Annotated in this window: 12 protein-coding genes; 8 read left to right on the forward strand and 4 right to left on the reverse strand. The window is 72.9% G+C overall.

The genetic code is table 11. The features are described from left to right. Positions 1 to 131 precede the first annotated feature (131 nt). The 5 genes from LRS74_RS23360 to LRS74_RS23380 all read left to right on the forward strand — a co-directional run bounded on the left by LRS74_RS23360 (position 132) and on the right by LRS74_RS23380 (position 7,096). Positions 132 to 2,060: a GTPase gene (locus tag LRS74_RS23360; protein WP_277742847.1), complete on the forward strand. Its 1,929-nt coding sequence runs from the start codon at positions 132 to 134 to the stop codon at positions 2,058 to 2,060. After that, on the forward strand, positions 2,057 to 4,132 hold the full coding sequence (locus tag LRS74_RS23365) for a dynamin family protein (protein ID WP_277742848.1): 2,076 nt from the start codon (positions 2,057 to 2,059) through the stop codon (positions 4,130 to 4,132). Before LRS74_RS23360 ends, LRS74_RS23365 begins: the two co-directional genes overlap by 4 nt. A 141-nt stretch (positions 4,133 to 4,273) precedes the next feature. Further along, on the forward strand, positions 4,274 to 5,281 hold the full coding sequence (locus tag LRS74_RS23370) for a PhoH family protein (protein WP_277742849.1): 1,008 nt from the start codon (positions 4,274 to 4,276) through the stop codon (positions 5,279 to 5,281). Positions 5,282 to 5,291: 10 nt separating this feature from the next. Continuing rightward, the gene (ybeY, locus tag LRS74_RS23375) at positions 5,292 to 5,789 is read left to right on the forward strand and encodes an rRNA maturation RNase YbeY (protein ID WP_277742850.1); all 498 of its coding nucleotides are present in this window, start codon (positions 5,292 to 5,294) and stop codon (positions 5,787 to 5,789) included. Further along, positions 5,786 to 7,096, forward strand: coding sequence for a hemolysin family protein (locus LRS74_RS23380; RefSeq protein WP_277742851.1), 1,311 nt, complete (start codon positions 5,786 to 5,788; stop codon positions 7,094 to 7,096). Before ybeY ends, LRS74_RS23380 begins: the two co-directional genes overlap by 4 nt. Before the next feature lie 73 nt (positions 7,097 to 7,169). On the opposite strand, the gene LRS74_RS23385 is transcribed toward LRS74_RS23380, so the two are convergent. Continuing rightward, on the reverse strand, positions 7,170 to 8,609 hold the full coding sequence (locus LRS74_RS23385) for an MFS transporter (protein ID WP_277742852.1): 1,440 nt from the start codon (positions 8,607 to 8,609) through the stop codon (positions 7,170 to 7,172). Positions 8,610 to 8,764: 155 nt separating this feature from the next. Here LRS74_RS23385 and LRS74_RS23390 point away from each other — a divergent pair, with 155 nt between their 5' ends. Then, a complete protein-coding gene (locus LRS74_RS23390) occupies positions 8,765 to 9,592 on the forward strand; it encodes a helix-turn-helix transcriptional regulator (protein ID WP_277744890.1) in 828 nt (275 codons plus the stop codon). Between the two features lie 27 nt (positions 9,593 to 9,619). Next, a complete protein-coding gene (locus tag LRS74_RS23395; RefSeq protein WP_277742853.1) occupies positions 9,620 to 9,970 on the forward strand; it encodes a cytidine deaminase in 351 nt (116 codons plus the stop codon). Between the two features lie 424 nt (positions 9,971 to 10,394). Here the strand turns inward: LRS74_RS23395 and LRS74_RS23400 are convergent, their stop codons facing one another. Further along, positions 10,395 to 11,852, reverse strand: coding sequence for an MFS transporter (locus tag LRS74_RS23400; RefSeq protein ID WP_277742854.1), 1,458 nt, complete (start codon positions 11,850 to 11,852; stop codon positions 10,395 to 10,397). A 134-nt stretch (positions 11,853 to 11,986) separates the two neighbouring features. On the opposite strand from LRS74_RS23400, the gene LRS74_RS23405 reads away from it, so the two are divergent. Continuing rightward, a complete protein-coding gene (locus tag LRS74_RS23405) occupies positions 11,987 to 12,526 on the forward strand; it encodes a helix-turn-helix domain-containing protein (protein ID WP_277742855.1) in 540 nt (179 codons plus the stop codon). An 86-nt stretch (positions 12,527 to 12,612) separates the two neighbouring features. Here LRS74_RS23405 and LRS74_RS23410 read toward each other — a convergent pair whose 3' ends face one another. Both LRS74_RS23410 and LRS74_RS23415 read right to left on the reverse strand, forming a co-directional pair. Continuing rightward, positions 12,613 to 13,641 carry a methyltransferase gene (locus LRS74_RS23410; RefSeq protein ID WP_277742856.1) on the reverse strand — a complete coding sequence of 343 codons (1,029 nt, stop codon included), beginning with the start codon at positions 13,639 to 13,641 and terminating at the stop codon, positions 12,613 to 12,615. Positions 13,642 to 13,742: 101 nt separating this feature from the next. Next, the gene (locus LRS74_RS23415) at positions 13,743 to 15,695 is read right to left on the reverse strand and encodes an FAD/NAD(P)-binding protein (RefSeq protein ID WP_277742857.1); all 1,953 of its coding nucleotides are present in this window, start codon (positions 15,693 to 15,695) and stop codon (positions 13,743 to 13,745) included. Positions 15,696 to 15,733: the final 38 nt, after the last annotated feature.

Below are 15,733 nucleotides of genomic sequence, written 5' to 3' on the forward strand. Positions count from 1 at the left end.
TATGGCCAAAGCCCGGCGGGTGGGGAGCGGTGCTTGCCATCATGGGACGCCTTCGGGCATCGGGAGGCCCGAGCGGGGCCGTACGCGCCTGCGGATGTCGGCGCACTCATGGGGCGAGGTGGTCATACGGCATGGATGCGGCGTGCGCACCGCCGGGTGAACCGAGGGAAGCAGACGAAGGGGGCGAGGGGGCCGAAGGGGGAGCAGGAGGCGAAGGAGATCCGAGCGGCAGGGCCGAACCGGACGACGACCGAAAGCCCGGTGGCCGCGACGCGCGGTACACCTCGGCGGAGCACGCGCGGCTCGCGCCGGCCGACCATCCGCAGCTCGCGCTGGCCGAGCGGGTGGCCCTGCTCGCGGACCGCGCGGGAGCCGACGGCGCCGCCGCGCTCATCCGCCGGGCGGGTCGCCGCGCCGGCACGCCGCTGGCCCGGGTGTGCGTCGTCGGCAGCACCAATGCCGGCAAGTCGCAGCTGGTCAACCGGCTCGCGGGCGCGGCGCGGGTACCGGTCTCGGCGCTGCCGGTCGCGCGCCCGCCGACCGTGGTGCGATCGGAGGGCGGGGACGACTGGCTGGCGCGGTCCGGTCTGGAGCTGGTCGACACGCCGGGCTGGGATCTGACGGCGGAGGCGCCCGCCCACTGGGCGGACGGGGGCGAGCCGGCGCGGGTCGTCGCGGACTCCGACGTGGTCGTGGTGGCCACCGAGGCGCGCAGGGCCCTGCTGGGCACCGAGCAGGCCCGGATCAGGGGGCTGGCCGGCCAGCCGCACGCGCCGGCCATCGTCGTGGTCGTCACCAAGCTCGACGAGGTCGAAGACGAGCGGGACGAGGTGATGCGCCGGGTCAGACACCTGATACGCACCCTCGCCCCCGAGGCGCATCTGCTGCCGGGCCCGCTCCCGGAGCGGGCACCGGACGCCTCCCCGGCGGACCGGTCCTCAACGGCGGGCTCTCCGACGGGCGGCGACCGCGAGGACGGCGACCGCGAGAACCGTGGGCGCGAGTCGGGGGCGAGCCGGCCCACGCGGGACGACGAGCACCTGGAGCTGTGCCGGTCGGCCCTCACCGCGCTCACCGGCGCCCGGCAGCGGATCGCGCTGCGCACCGTGCGCCGACTGCGGCTGCTCGCCGACGCCTGCGAGCTGGTGGCGGGCGCGGCCGAGCGGGGGCCGGCCGACGCGCGGCGCGACACCGAGCGGCAGACGCGGGCGCTGGAGGTGTGGCACGCCGCCCACGAGAGCGCCCGGTTCGGCTGGATCGTGCTCGGGTCGGAGCTCGACCGGCGCCGGGCCGCGCTCATCGGGCGGGTGCGCGCCGAGGCGGGCCTGCGCCGGGCCCGCTGCGCCGCCGAGCTGTCCGCCACCCTGTCCGAGGCGCCCGACCTCCCGGCCTTCCTGCGGCTCCGGGCCCTGCCCCGCATCGAGCTGGCGCTCGAGGAGTTCGAGGGCTGGATCGTCGGGGCCGTCGAGGCGGCACTGGCCGAGGACACCGGCTGGCTGCGGGAGCGGCTGGCCGCCGGCCGGCCGGGCGAGCACCTCTTCGCGGAGCTCACGCCCGCCCCGCCGGCGACGCCGTACGAGGCTCCTGCGCCGCCGCGCTCCGGGGCCGGCGGAGGAGCCTTCGAGGGAGCGGCCGCCTGGCTCCCGGAGGCGGTCGGCGGCACCGTCGAACAGGCCCTCGCGCCGGTCGCCTCCGAGGCGATCGCGGCCGTGCTCGGGGCCGTGGCCACCGGGCTGGTGGAGGGCGCCCTGGCCCGCGGCCAGGAGCGGCGGCTGCTCGACACCGTCGACCAGGTCGACCACGCGGTCGACACCGCCTTCGAGGAGCACCTGGCCGCCGTCGAGCGCCGCGTCGCCGGGCTGTACGAGCGGCTGGAGGCCGGGGCCCGGGACCGGGACGAGCAGTGGTGGCGGCTGCACACCGCGGCCCTGGCCGCGCCCCCGGCCTCCCGTGAGCACTGGCGGAGCCTGCGCGACGAGGCGGCGCGGCTGCGTCGGGAGGTCGAAACCCATATGTCCGCACTGGGGGTAGAAATGCCGCGACCAGGAGGGTCTTCGTGAGCCAGGAAATCCAGCAGGAATCCGGTAGCCAGGAAATCCAGCAGGAATCCGGTCCGGCGGCCGCGAGGTTCGACGACTGGGCGAGTCGCGTCCGAGAACTGCGGGAGCTTTTTCACCGACTGCAGGTCATCGCGGAGAACGCCGACGAGATCATCGGCGAGACCCGGGAGCTCGGCGCTGCCCAGCGACTGGAGAAGACCGAAAGCGTCTTCGAGCGCGAGACCTTCCGCATCATGGTCGTCGGCGAGTTCAGCAGCGGAAAGAGCACGCTGATCAACGCGATGCTGGGGAAGAAGCTGCTGCCGACCAAGGCGAACCCGGCCACCGCCTTCACCACCCTGCTGCAGTGGGGCGAGGTGGAGAAGGCCCGGCTCTACCGCGGCGTGGAGCGCCGGGGCTCCTCCACCGTGGTGAGCATCGACAAGTTCCAGGAGGAGGTCTCGCTGAAGATCGACGCCGAGGGGGCGCCGCGCGAGCCCTCCTTCGGCCTGGCCGTCGTCTCCCAGCCGCTCGACCTGCTGCGTCAGTCGGTGGAGATCGTCGACTCCGCGGGCATCAACGAGAGCCCGGAGCGGGAGCTGATCACCCTCAGCTTCCTGGAGCAGGTGGACGCGGTCGTCTTCGTCACGGACGCCGGCCGCCCCTTCACCCTCAACGAGACCAAGAACTACCTGGACCACGTCCGGGAGCTCGGCCACCGGGACATCTTCTTCGTGGTCAACCAGTTCGACCGGATCGGCGAGGAGGACCGGGCCGAGGTCCAGAGCCGGTGTCGGAACGTCGTCACCCAGTTCAGTCGCGCGTCGGGGTCCTCAAGCGGCACGAACATCTTCTTCGTGAGCGCCCTGACCGCCCTCAAGGCCCGGATCTCGCATGACGGCGCGGCGGAGCGGGAATCCGGGATCCTCGAGTTCGAGAAGGCCCTGGAGCTGTTCTGTCAGCGGGATATCGCCCGGGTGAAGTTCGTGCGCCTGGCGGAATTCCTCCGCCACAACGTGGTGCTGCTCCGGCGGCGGCTCCAGGGCGAAAGCGCCATGCTGGCGAAGTCCGCCGAGGAACTGCGCGCCATCCTGGACCGCAGCCAGGGCACCCGCGACCACCTCCAGCAGTCCCTGACCCAGATCCGGGACTGCGTCGACCGCTGGATCTCGGAGGTGGAGTCGGAGGTGAAGATGTCGTTCGCCGAGTTCCTGCGGGAGCTGGGCGAACAGGTCCCGCAGTGGGACGCCAAGGGCAAGGGGTCGCTCGGGCGGCTTTCCCGGGCCTTCACCCGGGACGGCCGGGTCGCCCTCTCCCGGGAGATCCAGCAGGGCTACGTCAGCGTCCTCCAGCGGGAGATGCAGATCTTCTGCACCCGCACCGTGGACCCGTTCATACGGCAGAAGCAGACGGAGCTGCTCCAGCGCATCGAGCCGCTGCTGCAGTCGTACGCGAACACGCTGGAGGAGCTGCGCAGCGAGCTGACCGGCCTCCCCGCGGTGCCGGACCACGACTACCTCCAGCAGGCCCTGGCCCTGTCGGCGGACCGGGGCCGGGCCGCGGGGGAGGACCCCGATATCCCGCTCCACCTGCGGGCGGTGCCGATGATGGCGTTCGGGGCCGGCGCGGGCGCGGGGGCGGGCGGTGGCTTCGCCGCCGCGGCCAGCGCCGGAGCCGTGAGCCTGGGCGTGGCCATGCCGCCGCTCGGCGCCGCCATGGCCTTCGGCGCGGCCCTCGGCGCGCTCAGCGCCGGCTTCGTGGCCGTCTTCTCGGTCGGCAAGCTGCGCGGCAAGGTGGCGGAGGACTTCGCGGCGCACCTGGTGCGCACCGCCGACGCCTCGGGCCAGCAGTACGCGCGCAACCGCGCCGCCGACCTGCGCGGCCACTGGCGCGGGGTCGCCGACGCCCTCGCGGACCGGCTCCAGGAGCTGATCGTCAGCGTGAAGCGGAACATCGACGGGGCGCGGGTGGACGAGCAGGAGAAGGTGCGCCGGCGCAACGAGATCTCCCACCACGAGAGGTCCCTGACGGACATCGAGGACCTCATCGGCGCGTTCCTCAAGCCCTACGTCTCGGAGGTCCCGCGGGACTGAGCACGCCCGCCCCCGGCCCGGAACAGCCTTCCGGAAAAGGGCTCGGGCGATGTCGGCATACCGTCGTACCCTTGATATCCCAAGGAGGTCGAGCAGGGGCACCCTGCACGAGGAGGTAGCAGCAGGCCCGAGTGCCGGCCCATGACGCAGACACCCACAGAACGGCAGGCGCACGCCCAGTTCACCGTCCCGAGCAAGCACCCCATGGTCATGGTCCTGGGCTCCGGTGACTCGCTGCTGCGCGTGATCGAGCAGGCGTTCCCGTCAACCGACATCCACGTCCGGGGCAACGAGGTCAGTGCGACCGGAGACCCCGCCGAAGTGGCTCTGATCCAGCGGCTGTTCGACGAGATGATGCTGGTGCTCCGCACCGGTCAACCCATGACGGAGGATGCGGTGGAGCGCTCGATCGCCATGCTGCGAGCGGCGGACAACGGCGAGACGGGCGTTCCCGAGAGCCCGGCCGAGGTGCTCACGCAGAACATCCTGTCCAACCGCGGCCGCACCATCCGGCCGAAGACGCTCAACCAGAAGCGTTACGTCGACGCCATCGACAAGCACACCATCGTGTTCGGCATCGGCCCGGCGGGCACCGGCAAGACCTATCTGGCCATGGCCAAGGCGGTCCAGGCGCTGCAGTCCAAGCAGGTCAACCGGATCATCCTGACCCGGCCGGCGGTCGAGGCGGGGGAGCGGCTGGGCTTCCTGCCCGGCACGCTCTACGAGAAGATCGACCCGTATCTGCGCCCGCTCTACGACGCCCTGCACGACATGCTCGACCCCGACTCCATCCCGCGACTGATGGCCGCCGGGACGATCGAGGTGGCCCCGCTGGCGTACATGCGCGGCCGGACGCTGAACGACGCGTTCATCATCCTGGACGAGGCGCAGAACACCAATCCCGAGCAGATGAAGATGTTCCTCACCCGGCTCGGCTTCGACTCGAAGGTCGTGATCACGGGTGACATCACCCAGATCGACCTCCCCGGCGGCACCAAGAGCGGGCTGCGTCAGGTGAGGGAGATCCTCGAAGGGGTGCAGGACGTCCACTTCTCGATGCTCACCAGCACCGACGTGGTCCGACACAAGCTGGTCGGCCGTATTGTCGACGCGTACGAGCAGTACGACAGCCGCAACGGGAAGCAGTAGTCACAGCACCATGGCGATCGACGTCAACAACGAGTCCGGAACCGACATCGACGAGCAGGCGATCCTGGACGTCGCCCGCTACGCCCTCGCCCGGATGCGTATCCACCCGCTCTCCGAGCTCTCGGTGATCGTCGTCGACGCCGACGCCATGGAGCAGCTCCACATCCAGTGGATGGACCTGCCCGGCCCCACCGATGTCATGTCCTTCCCCATGGACGAGCTGCGCCCGCCGGCCAAGGACGACGAGGAGCCCCCGCAGGGGCTCCTCGGCGACATCGTGCTCTGCCCGGAGGTCGCCAAGCGCCAGGGTGAGGAGGCGCCGACCAACCACTCGATGGACGAGGAGCTCCAGCTGCTCACCGTGCACGGCGTGCTCCACCTGCTGGGGTACGACCACGAGGAGCCGGACGAGCGGGCCGAGATGTTCGGGCTCCAGGCCGCCATCGTGGACGGCTGGCGCGCCGAGCGCGGTATCACCGGTCCCTCGCCGGCCCCCACCACCCGATGACCGCACAGCTGATCGCGGCGACCGTCCTGCTGGTGGTCGTCGCGTGGCTGGCGGCCTGCGCCGAGGCCGGCCTGGCGCGCACCACCCGCTTCCGCGCCGAGGAGGCCCTTCGCTCGGGGCGGCGCGGCAGCGCCCGGCTGATGGTGGTGACCGAGGACCCGACCCGCTATCTGAACGTCGCGCTGCTGGTCCGGGTGGCCTGCGAGGTGGCGGCCGGCGCCCTGGTGACCTACGCCTGCCTGCGCGAGTTCGACCAGACCTGGCAGGCGCTGACCGTGGCCATCGGCGTGATGGTCCTGGTCAGCTATGTCGCCGTCGGCGTCTCCCCGCGCACCATCGGTGCCCAGCACCCGCTGGGCACCGCCACCGCGGCCGCCTATGTGCTGCAGCCGCTGGCCCGGGTGATGGGCCCGGTGCCCGCGCTGCTGATCCTCCTGGGCAACGCGCTCACCCCCGGCAAGGGCTTCCGCAAGGGCCCGTTCGCCTCCGAGGCCGAGCTGCGCGCGCTGGTCGACCTGGCGGAGAAGGAGTCCCTCATCGAGGACGAGGAGCGGCGCATGGTGCACTCCGTCTTCGAGCTGGGCGACACGCTGGTGCGCGAGGTGATGGTGCCCCGCACCGACCTCGTCGTCATCGAGCGCTACAAGACCATCCGCCAGGCGCTCACCCTCGCGCTGCGCTCCGGTTTCTCCCGCATCCCGGTGACCGGGGAGAACGAGGACGACATCGTCGGCGTCGTCTACCTCAAGGACCTGGCCCGCAAGACGCACATCAGCCGGGACGCCGAGACGGAGCTGGTGTCCACGGCGATGCGGCCGGCGACCTTCGTCCCCGACACCAAGAACGCGGGCGATCTGCTGCGCGAGATGCAGCAGGAGCGCAACCACGTCGCCGTCGTCATCGACGAGTACGGCGGCACCGCCGGCATCGTCACCATCGAGGACATCCTGGAGGAGATCGTCGGCGAGATCACCGACGAGTACGACCGGGAGCTGCCGCCCGTGGAGGAGCTGGGCGCCGACCGCTACCGGGTGACCGCCCGGCTGGACATCGGGGACCTGGGCGAGCTCTACGGGCTGGAGCTGGACGACGAGGACGTGGAGACGGTCGGCGGGCTGCTCGCCAAGTCCCTGGGCCGGGTGCCGATCGCCGGCGCCTCCGGCCTGGTGGACCTCCCGGACGGCCGGTCGCTGCGGCTGACCGCGGAGGCCGCCGCGGGACGTCGGAACAAGATCGTCACCGTGCTGGTGGAGCCCATGCCCTCCGCCGAGCTGAGCGAGGAAGCGGGGCTGCCCGCACCGTCCTGACCTGGAGGTCCGGAGTGGTCGGACGGTCCCGTCCACCCACCCCGGACCTCCGCCTCAGGCGCGGGCCGGCTCGTCAGGCCCGAGCCGACTTCCGCAGCCCCAGCGCCACCAGCAGCCCCGCCGCCACGACGATCGCCGCGTCGACCCCCAGCACCAGACGGACGCCCGGCAGCAGCTCGGAGCCGGTGGTGGCCAGGACGCCCAGCAGCGGGATGCCGACGGTGAGGCCGACCTGCTGGGTGCTGGTGACCAGGCCGGTCGCCAGCCCCTGCTCCTCGTCCGGCACCCCGGAGGTGACGGTGAGCCCGTAGGAGATGATCGCGCCGAGGTGGCACATGCTGGCCAGCGAGACGGCGGCGGTCGCCAGCCACACCGACCGGCCGTCGGAGTCCAGGCCCAGCAGCGCGGCGATGAACAGGCCCTGCCCCAGCAGCGAGAAGACCAGCGTGCGACGGGCGCCGAAGCGGCCGGTCACCCGGGGGGCGAGGCCGCCGGCCACCGCCGAGAGCGCGCCCTGGACGCCGAAGACCAGCCCGGTCTGGAAGGCCGACAGCTCCAGCACCTCCTGGAGGTACAGGGTCAGCACGAAGATCACCGTACTCATCATGGAGAAGGTGACCAGCCCGCCCAGGTTGCCCCAGGCGATGGTGCGGCGTCGCAGCATCGGCAGCGAGACCAGCGGCTGTGCGGCGCGGGACTCCACGATCACGAAGGCCACCAGCAGGGCGATGCCCACCGCCAGCGTGACGAGGACGTCGGCGCCGCCGAAGCCGCGCTCGCCCGCCGTCGACAGGGCGTAGATGACGGCCAGCAGGCCACCGGTGACCGTCACGGCGCCCGGCACGTCCAGCCGCGGCCGGTCCGGGGTGCGCGACTCGGACAGCAGGCCCGGCGCCAGCGCCAGCACCAGCAGCGTGCACACCGCCAGCAGCCCCATGGTGGAGCGCCAGCCCAGGGTGTCGGTCATGGAGCCGCCGAGCACCATGCCGATGGTGAAGCCCAGCGACAGCAGGGTGCCGCTGATGCCCAACGCCCGCTCGCGCTCCGGGCCCTCGGCGAAGGTGGTGGTCAGCAGCGACATGCCGGCCGGCACGATGGCGGCCGCGGCCAGACCCTGGAGCGCGCGCCCGGCCAGGAGGGCCGCCGGGTTCCAGGCCAGGGTGGCCAGCACCGAGGCGGCGGTGAACAGCGCCAGCCCGGCGAGGAACAGCTTCCGCCGCCCGTACAGGTCGCCGATCCGGCCGAACAGCAGCAGGAAGCCGCCGGACGGCAGCGCGAACGCGGTCACCGCCCACTGCAGATCGGCCTGGCTCATCCCCAGGTCGGCGCCCATCACCGGGAGCGCCACGTTCAGGATCGAGAAGTCCAGGGCCACGATGAACTGCGCGGCGCACAGCACCATCAGCACGAGCCTGGCGCGGCCGGACATGCGGGCGGGGGCGGGGGAGGTCGGCGCCTCGGGGCGGGTGGGGGTGTCGGACGGGGCGGGGCGTGTCGGGGAATCGATCGGCATGATCAAGAGGTTCATGCGAACCGAAGGGGTGTGGGGAGCGGGAGAATATCCTGTTGGCCCGACCACCAGGCAGTGCGAGAGCAGGGGGAAGCGTGGCACCGGCCACCGAGAGCAGCGCGAAGACCCGTCGTCGGCAGGATCTGCGTGACTTCCTGATGAGCCGTCGGGCCCGGATCAGCCCCACCGACGCGGGCCTCCCGGACGGCGGGGCGCGGCGCCGCACGCCGGGGCTGCGCCGCGAGGAGGTCGCGGTGCTCGCCGGGGTCGGCGCCTCCTGGTACCAATGGCTGGAGCAGGGCCGGGACATCACGGTCTCTCCGCAGGTGCTGGACGCGGTCGCGCGGGTGCTCCAGCTCAGCGTCGCCGAGCGGCGCCATCTGTACGTTCTGGCGGGGCTCAACCCGCCGTTGCCGTCCCCCGAGCGCGACGACGCCGAGTACATGTGCGAGGGGCTGCGCCGGCTGATCGACGCCTGGATGCCGTTCCCCGCGCACATCATGGACGCGTACTGGAACACCATCGTCCATAACGAGGCCGCCCGCCTGGTCATGGGCTACGGCCAGCCGGGCGTCTCGTCGAACTGCGTCGTCGCCTTCTTCACCGACCCCGTCTACCGTGCGCGCGCCAAGAGCTGGGAGCGGATCGCCCCCTGGGTCGTCGCCCAGTACCGAGCGGCCTGGTCGGAGCGGCCGCACGACGAGGGATACGCCGAGGTCGTACGGGAGGCGACCGAGGCCAGCGAGGAGTTCGCCGAGCTGTGGGCGCTCGGTGACGTACAGGCCGGTGGCCAACTGGTCAAGGAGATGGAACATCCGCGGGTCGGAGCGCTGTTCTTCGAGTCCACCCAACTGCGGGTCCCGGCCCGGCCGGACCTGACGATCGTGCTGCACAACCCCGTGCCGGAGACCGGCACGGCGGCGAAGCTGGAGCGGCTGATGTCCCCCGAGGACCGTCGCGACGGGATGTACTCGGTCGCGGGCTGAGCGGGGCGTGCGCATATCCTCGTCCCCATGAGCGACGCTGCACCGCTGGACCCCGAAGACCGCAAGATCATCACGCTCGCCCGCTCCGCGCGCGCCCGCAACGGGGTGCCGGAGGGCGCGGCCGTACGCGACGAGACCGGCCGGACCTATGTGGCCGGCACCGTCGCCCTCGACTCGCTGCGGCTGACCGCCCTGCAGACCGCGGTCGCCATGGCCGTGGCCAGCGGTGCCAAGTCGCTGGAGGCGGCCGCCGTGGTCACCGAGGCGGCGGACGCCGCCGACATCGACCTCGCCGCGGTGCGCGACCTCGGCGGCCCGGGCACCCCGGTGCTCCTGGCGGGGCCGGACGGTGAGCTGCGGGTGACCGCCCGAACGTGACGCCTGGCGGCGGTTGAGGGCTTCGCCCTCGTCCCCCCCCCGGCTGGGGTTGAGGGCTCGTCCTCGTCTCCCTGTCTCCCTGGGGGCTGGGGGCTTGCCCCTGTCCTGGGGCGCGGACGGTGCCGTCGGTTCTGTCGGTTCGGCACCGCCGGTCCGCGACGTGGTGGTCGCGCGCCGTCGCGGCGGCATCAAGGTGCCGGTCCGCGGCCGGTCGAAGGTGCTGGTCCGCGGCGCGCCCCGGGTGCTGGCCTGCGGCGCCGTCAGGGTGCTGGGCCGTGGGGGAACAAGGGTGCCGGTCCGGTGTGGTCGCGCGCCGTCGCGGCGGCATCAAGGTGCTGGTCGGCGGCGGGGCGAAGGCGCTGGGCCGCGGCGCGCCCGGGTGCTGGCCTGCGGCGCCGTCAGGGGGTGCCGGCCCTTGGGTGGGTCAGCTGGGCGAGGCCACCCGGGGGTGTTCCGTGACGGGCGGTTCGACGGCGGGCGTACGGGCCTCCGCGCGGGACTCGGCGAGCCGGGCCCAGAGGGCGATGGCGGCGCCGGCCAGGCAGAGCGCGGCGGCGACGAGGAAGGCGTTGTTCGCTCCGTCGGCCATGGCCTGGCCGGGGCCGGCGGCCGACTCGGACCGGCTGATGACGGTGACCATGACGGCGACGCCGAGGGCGGAGCCCAGGTAGCGGGCGCTGTTGTTGGCGCCGGAGCCCATCGCGGCCCGGTGCGGCGGCACGCTGCTGACGGCGAGTCGGGCCAGGGCGGCGTTCAGGACGCCGCTGCCGATGCCGGCGATGACCAGTCCGGGCACCAGGTGTGCCCAGGAGTCGCCTGCGTCCAGCCCGTACAGGGCCGCCTCGCCGATGCCGCACAGCAGCAGTGAACCGGCGACCTGGGTGGCGGCGGCCACCTTGGCGGCCAGCCGGCGGGCCTGGAGCGCCGAGACCACCGAGAGGCCGGACCAGATGGCCAGCACGCCGGAGGCGGTCAGTGGGGACTCGCCGAGCGACTTCTGCACCACGGTGGGCAGATAGCTCATCAGGCCCACGATGGACATCCCGGTGAAGAAGGCGCCGCTGGTGGAGGCGATGAAGCCGGGCGTCCGGAACAGCCCCAGCTCCAGCATCGGTTCCGTCACCCGCGCCTCGACCAGCACGAACGCGGCGAGCAGCAGCACCCCGGCGCCGAGCAGCGTCAGCACCTGGGTGCGCCCCCAGCCGTAGCGGCCCTCGGCGAGTCCGGCGATCAGGCAGGAGGAGCCGGCGCCCAGGGTGAGCACGCCGAGCGGGTCGAGCCGGCGCGGGCGGTCGTTCTTGGACTCGGCCAGGGTCACGGCCGTGAGCGCGATGAGCAGCGCGGACAGCGCGGACAGCACCCAGTAGATGGCGCGCCAGCCGCCGGCCCGCTCGACCAGGGCCGCGTAGACCGGGCCCAGCGCGATGCCCAGGCCGACCGAGGCGCCCCACATGCCCAGCGCCTTCACCCGCGCCGGGCCGACCGGGTAGGCGTTGCCGATCAGTCCGAGGCTCGGCGCCAGGATGGCCGCGGCGGCGCAGCCCTGGAGGATCCGCCCGGTCAGGAAGAGGCCCGTGTCCGAGGCGGCGGCGGAGAGCGCGGTCGACACCAGCAGCAGCCCGGCCCCGGCGCCGAACACCCGCTTGCGGCCGTAGTCGTCGGCGACGCTGCCCATGGTGAGCAGTAAGGCCGCCAGACCCACCAGGGTGCCGGTGAGCACCCAGGTCTGGGCGGAGGGGGTCATGTCCAGCGCGGCGGCGGTGGGGGAGAGCGTGGTCAGCGGCGAGGTGTAGTCGATCAGCACCAGCAGGGTGCCGAAGCTGGCGGTCAGCAGCGTGAGGCCGGGGCTGCGGAACGCGGAGGGTGAGGCGTGGGGCGCCATGGCGGGTCCTCTGTCGGTCCTCGTACGCCGGTCGGGCCGACGGCGTAGCTCTGGTCAAGTAAGTCTGTTCAACGAACTTAGGTGAACGTACCACGGTTAATTCGTTCACCGAACCTATTCGTTAGACTCATGCCATGGCGCTGGGAACGGATTACGCACAGCAGGACTGCTCGCTCGCACGCGCCCTGGAGGTGGTCGGCGAGCGCTGGAGCATGCTGATCGTGCGCGACGCCTTCTACGGCGTGCGGCGCTTCAACGACTTCCTCGCGCACCTGGACATCCCGCGCGCGGTGCTCACCCAGCGGCTCCAGTCGTTGGTCGCCGCGGGCGTGCTGCGCAAGGAGCCGTACCAGCAGGCGCCGGTGCGCCACGGCTATGTGCTCACCGACGCGGGGCGGGCGCTGTGGCTGCCGATCTACGCCCTCGCCCAGTGGGGCGAGCGGCACGCCTCCGACGGCCGGTCGCGGACCGTCTTCAGCCATGTCCCCTGCGGGACGCGGCTGGATCCGCTCGGCAACTGCCCCTCCTGCGCCGTGCCGGTGGCCCCCGGGGACATCTCGATGCGGCCGGGCCCCGGCGCCGACGACGAACTGCGGCAGGACCCGGTCTCCCGGGCCCTGGCCCGGCCGCACCGCTTGCTGAGCCCCATCGAGCCGGAGGCCGGACGGGTCTGAGCCGCCCGCCGCGGCACCCCGGACCCCCGGGGCGCCGCGCGGCGGCGTCCGGACCCGCCCGGCCCCGCGGCGGACGGAGACGTCGGCTAGGCGTCCGCGGACCGCGTCCGCGGCACGGCCACCAACAGCTCGCTGTCCAGCGGCAGCCCGTGGACGACGGAGAGCGCGAAGCCCGACTGCTCCAGCAGCGCCGCGTACTCCGAGGCGGTGCGCTCCGAGCCGCCCGCGATCGCCAGCATGTGCACGTCGAACCAGGCGGCCAGCGAGGGTGAACCGTCCTCCGGCACCACCCGCTCCACGATCAACAGCGCGCCGTCCTCCGGGATCACCTCCCGGATGCGCCGCAGCACCTCCAGGCACCGCTGGTCGTCGCGCCCGTGCAGCACCCGCGAGAGCAGGTAGACGTCCCCGCCCGCCGGGACCTTCTCGTAGTAGTCGCCCCAGGCGTAGTCCAGCCGGTCCGCCAGCTCGGTCCGCGCCAGCTCCGTGCGGGCCGCGTCCACCACGTGCTCGGTGTCGAACAGCACGCCGCGCAGGTGCGGATGGGCCCGCAACACGGTGGTCAGCAGCGAGCCGTTGCCGCCCGCGATGTCCACCACGGTCCGCGCCTCGCTGAAGTCGAAGAGGGTCGGGATCGGGTCGAAGAACGCCGAGCTGGCCGCCATGGCCCGGTCGAACTTGGCGGTCAGCTCCGGGGTCCGGCCGAAGTACGGGTACATCGCGGCCCCGTGCAGCGCGGTGAAGGCGTTCTCCCCGGTGCGCACGGTGTGCGTCAGATTGCCCCAGCCGGCGTAGAACTCCTCGCCGTACAGCAGCGCCAGATCGCGCATCGAGCCCTGCTCCTCGGTGCGCAGGGTCCGGCCCACCTCGGTGGTGCGGTAGGTGCCCCGCGCCGGGTCCCGTTCGACGACGCCCAACTCGGCCAGGAAGCGGAGCAGTCGGGCGAGGGAGGGTTCATGGGTGCCGGTGCGGTCGGCCAGTTGCGCGGGGGTGGCCGGACCGTCCGCCAGCTCGTCCGCGAGGCCCAGCTTGGCGGCGGTGTAGACGGCCTGGGAGGCCCAGTAGCCGATCATCAGGTCCATCAGTCTGCGCGAGGCCGCTGCGCCGTCGGTCATCCTGCGTCTCCTTGCGTGCGGAAGTCAGAAGGGAAGGGGGCCAAAGGGAAAGGGAGGGAAGAGGAACGAAGGGGAAGGGGCAGGGGAAGGGGGAACGAGGCTCAGGCGACGGCCATGCGGCGCTGCCCGAGGTTCTCCACCCCGGTGCGCAGACAGCCGCGGGTGATCGCGTCGCCCTGGAGCAGCGTGCGGGAGCCCACGTGCGGCCGGGCGCCGATCGCGGTCACCCACTGCACCGACTCCACCGGGGGCCCGTACGAGAAGCGGCCGCGGTGCGGGGTGCCGGCGACGTCGATCAGCCGGAAGCTGGTCTCGGCGACGTCCACGCCGCCCGTCTCGTAGCCCGGGCCCTCCGTGTCGGGGATGGTGTGCGGCCGGCAGCCGCCCGTGGTGAGCAGGTGGCGCAGCAGCGGATCGGTGGCGCGGCGCACGTCGGTCAGCGCCAGGTGCGCCTCCAGCAGCGCCGTCACCTCCAGCGGCGCCTCGTCGACCTCGGGCGAGGAGACCAGGAAGCGGCCGCGCTCCGCGTCGCACTCCACCCGCATCCGGGGGCCGACCATGCGCACCACCCCGGCCGCGACCAGCGCCTCCAGCTCCTCGATCCGGGCCACCGGCGGACCGGAGGCCACATAGTTGTTCAAACCGCTGAACCAGCGGTCCACGTGCTCCCGGTACGACGCCCCGCGCAGCCCCTGGTGGGAGATGACCTGCCGGATCTCGTCGCGCAGGTCGCGCATGATGGCCGCGGTGGCCTTGAACGGGCTTGTCGCGGGGCCGGCCGCCGACTGCTCCAGGTCCCAGCGCAGCCGGCCGGCCACCCAGGCGTCGTACTCCGCGCGGTCGGCGAACCGTCGGCCGAGGCCGGGCCGGTCCACCCGCGCCCAGTCCCACCGCTCGGCGGGGTCCGGGACATGGCGCTCGATCAGCTCCAGCATCGCGGCGCTGTCCCAGTCGAGCCGGGAGTACTCCGCCAGGAACGCCTCCCGCTCCGCCTCCGGGGCCCGGCCCAGCAGGGCCCGGTAGTAGACGAACCCGACCTCCTTGGCCACGTACGGCCACAGGTGGTTCATGAAGTCGGTCTCGCCACGCCCGGCCCCGTGCCGCAGCTCGGTGATCACCTCGGCGGTCAGGAAGCGCGGCTGGTAGCGCGGCACGACCTCCAGGTGGATCTCGGCCCGCGCGGTGTACGGCACACCCCGGCCCGAGCCCGCGTAGAGCAGCGGCTCCTTGCCGGAGGGCTCGTAGCGCAGCCGGCCGGCCTCGTCCCGGTGCAGCCGGCCGCCGCGGCCCTGCGTGAGCAGCGTGACGTAGTCGAAGAAGCTCAGCCCCAGGCCGCGCAGCACCACCGGCTCGCCGGCGGGGAAGTCGGACAGATCGGCCTCGGCGGGGCTGACCGGCTCCTGGTAGACCAGGCCGTGTTCGGCGGCGAAGTGCCGCAGCCGCTGCTGGCTCTCGGTCGGCGCGACGTCGAAGTGGCCCTGGGCCAGCACCACCGCGTCCAGCAGCAGTTCCGTCTCCGCCCCATCCTCGCGCTCCTCAAGGCGCAGCACCTGCCGGCCGCCGGACGCGTCGTCGAGCGCCACCGCGCGCGTGGCGTGGGTGCGCACGGAGATCTCCGCCGGCGCGGTGCGGATGATGTGGCCCAGCGCCCAGCGCAGATAGCCGCCGTTGAGCGCCCGACTCCCGTACGACCAGGGCAGCATCCCGGCGCACTCGGCCCGGTCCGCGGCGCTCACGTCGTCGATCAGCCCCTCGGTCACCATCCGGGCCCACTGGTACTGGGTGGGCCCGGGGACGATCGGCCCCTCACAGGGCACGGAGTCGTCGGTGAACACGGTGACGTCCGAGGCGACGGTGTTCATCAGCAGCGAGCGGTCCTGGTCCTGCTGCCAGACCCGGCCGCCGCCCGGCGGGCAGGGATCGATCAGATGGACCTCCACGGTCACGCCGGGAGCCAGCAGCGGGGCGTTGGCACACAGCCGTTCGAGCGCGACGACGCCGCGCGGGCCGGCGCCCACTATGCCCACTCGTATGGTCGACTGGCTGGTAGCCACGGGTGCGTTCCTCTCGGTTGCGGGGTCCTTCGCGGGGC

It is taken from the genome of Streptomyces sp. LX-29, assembly GCF_029541745.1.
In the GTDB taxonomy this organism is placed as follows: Bacteria; Actinomycetota; Actinomycetes; order Streptomycetales; family Streptomycetaceae; genus Streptomyces.

What these genes read in the sequence shown, in the direction of transcription:
- LRS74_RS23360 (WP_277742847.1), top strand. Translation starts at nt 132, where the DNA reads ATGGATGCGGCGTGCGCACCGCCGGGTGAACCGAGGGAAGCAGACGAA.
- LRS74_RS23370 (WP_277742849.1), top strand. Translation starts at nt 4,274, where the DNA reads ATGACGCAGACACCCACAGAACGGCAGGCGCACGCCCAGTTCACCGTC.
- ybeY (WP_277742850.1), top strand. Translation starts at nt 5,292, where the DNA reads ATGGCGATCGACGTCAACAACGAGTCCGGAACCGACATCGACGAGCAG.
- LRS74_RS23380 (WP_277742851.1), top strand. Translation starts at nt 5,786, where the DNA reads ATGACCGCACAGCTGATCGCGGCGACCGTCCTGCTGGTGGTCGTCGCG.
- LRS74_RS23385 (WP_277742852.1), bottom strand. Translation starts at nt 8,609, where the DNA reads ATGCCGATCGATTCCCCGACACGCCCCGCCCCGTCCGACACCCCCACC.
- LRS74_RS23390 (WP_277744890.1), top strand. Translation starts at nt 8,765, where the DNA reads ATGAGCCGTCGGGCCCGGATCAGCCCCACCGACGCGGGCCTCCCGGAC.
- LRS74_RS23395 (WP_277742853.1), top strand. Translation starts at nt 9,620, where the DNA reads ATGAGCGACGCTGCACCGCTGGACCCCGAAGACCGCAAGATCATCACG.
- LRS74_RS23400 (WP_277742854.1), bottom strand. Translation starts at nt 11,852, where the DNA reads ATGGCGCCCCACGCCTCACCCTCCGCGTTCCGCAGCCCCGGCCTCACG.
- LRS74_RS23405 (WP_277742855.1), top strand. Translation starts at nt 11,987, where the DNA reads ATGGCGCTGGGAACGGATTACGCACAGCAGGACTGCTCGCTCGCACGC.
- LRS74_RS23410 (WP_277742856.1), bottom strand. Translation starts at nt 13,641, where the DNA reads ATGACCGACGGCGCAGCGGCCTCGCGCAGACTGATGGACCTGATGATC.